The sequence below is a fragment of the Ideonella sp. B508-1 genome (assembly GCF_000333615.1).
In the GTDB taxonomy this organism is placed as follows: Bacteria; Pseudomonadota; Gammaproteobacteria; order Burkholderiales; family Burkholderiaceae_C; genus Ideonella.
Map to the genome: position 1 here is coordinate 1 of NZ_BADL01000493.1, position 1,784 is coordinate 1,784.

Annotated in this window: 1 protein-coding gene; it reads left to right on the forward strand. The window is 71.5% G+C overall.

Annotation, left to right across the window (positions count from 1 at the left end):
• Nucleotides 1–192: 192 nt before the first annotated feature.
• Nucleotides 193–1,784: exodeoxyribonuclease V subunit gamma (locus tag I73_RS19425; RefSeq protein ID WP_026096965.1), on the forward strand; the 1,592-nt coding region annotated here is incomplete at its 3' end.

The following is a 1,784-nucleotide window of genomic DNA, read 5'->3' on the forward strand; positions in this document are numbered from 1 at the left end:
GGGCAGGGGCGCGAGTTCAATCCCGCCACCCCGACAAAGAAAGCACAAGCCCGGTTCCGAAAGGAACCGGGCTTTTTGCTTTCTGGCGCCGCCATTTGATGTCCGCCAGACACGGCCGTTCGCCCAGGCTCTTCTCCTGAGCCACCGCTGTGCGAGTCTGATGAAGCCCTTCTTCCGACCGATACTCGCAGCATGAGCGCATCCCTTCCCACCGGCTTGTTGGTTCTGCACGGCAACCGCGCTGAACTGCTGGCCGAGACGGTGGCCGGCTGGCTGGCCCGCCAGCCGCTCTCGCCGCTGGAAGACGAGATCGTGCTGGTGCAGAGCAACGGCATGGCCGAGTGGCTGAAGATGACGCTGGCCGGCGCGATGGGCGTGTGCGCCGCCTCGCGGGTGGAGCTGCCCGCGCGCTTCCAGTGGTGGCTCTACCGCCAGGTGCTGGGGCGCGAGGGCGTGCCGCGCGATTCCCCGCTGGACAAGGCCGCGTTGACCTGGCGCCTGGTGCGCCTGCTGCCCGATCTGGCCCTGCAACCGGGCTTTGCCCCGGTCGCCGGCTTTCTGCACGACGATGACCCCGAGCGCCTGCTGCAACTGGCCCAGCGCCTGGCCGACCTGCTGGACCAGTACCAGGTCTACCGAGCCGACTGGCTGGGCGACTGGGCGGAGGGCCGAGACGTGCTGCGCGACGGCCATGGCCAGACCGTGCCGGTGCCGGCCGATCAGGCCTGGCAGCCACTGCTCTGGCGCGCGCTGCTCGCTTCGGTGGGTCCGGGTGCGCTGGGCGCCCTGCGGCCGCAGTTGCACCGCCAGGTGCTGGCCCGGCTGCACGAGGCCGATCACTTCGCCGGCCCCTTGCCGCGCCGCGTGGTGCTCTTCGGCATGACCCATGTGCCCCTGCCCACGCTGGAGTTGCTGGCCGCCCTGTCGCGCCACAGCCAGGTGGTGCTGGCGGTGCCCAACCCCTGTCGTTTCCACTGGGCCGACATCATCGATGGCCGCGAGTTGCTGCGTCAGCAGCGCCGCCGCCAGCCGCTCAAGGCCGGGCGCGATCTGGCCGAGACCCCGCTGGAGGCCCTGCACCTGCACGCCCACCCGTTGCTGGCCGCCTGGGGCCGCCAGGGGCGGGACTTCGTGCGCCAGCTCGATGCCTTCGACGACGCCCAGCAGGCGCGTCAGCGCTTTGCCCTGCCGCGGCTGGACCTCTTCGACGAAGAGGGCGCCGATGACGGCGCGGTCGGGCTGCCGCTGCTGCGCCAGGTGCAGGCCCACATCCGCGACCTGACGCCGCTGGCCGAGCATCCCCACCCCGAGATCGTGGCCGACGACCGTTCCATCCTCTTCCAGGTCGCGCACAGTGCCATGCGCGAAGTGGAGGTGCTGCACGACCATCTGCTGCGCGAGCTGGCACGGCCCGCGCCCGCGGGCGAGCGCGCCCTGGCCCCGCGCGACATCGTGGTCATGGTGCCGGACATCGAAGCCTTCGCCCCCGCCATCCACGCCGTGTTCGGCCAGTACGGTCGCCATGACGCCCGCCACATCCCCTACGACATCGCCGACCTCAGCGCCAAGCGCAGCAGCCCCATCGTCACCGCCGTCGAATGGCTGCTGCGCCTGCCACAGCAGCGCTGCACCGCCAGCGAGCTGCGCGACCTGATCGAGGTGCCGGCCCTGGCGGCCCGTTTCGGCCTGGATGCCGAGGCCCTGCCGCGTCTGACCCAGTGGATGGAGGACGCCGGCCTGCGCTGGGGCCTGTCGGCCGCCCAGCGCGAGCGCCTGGGCCTGGC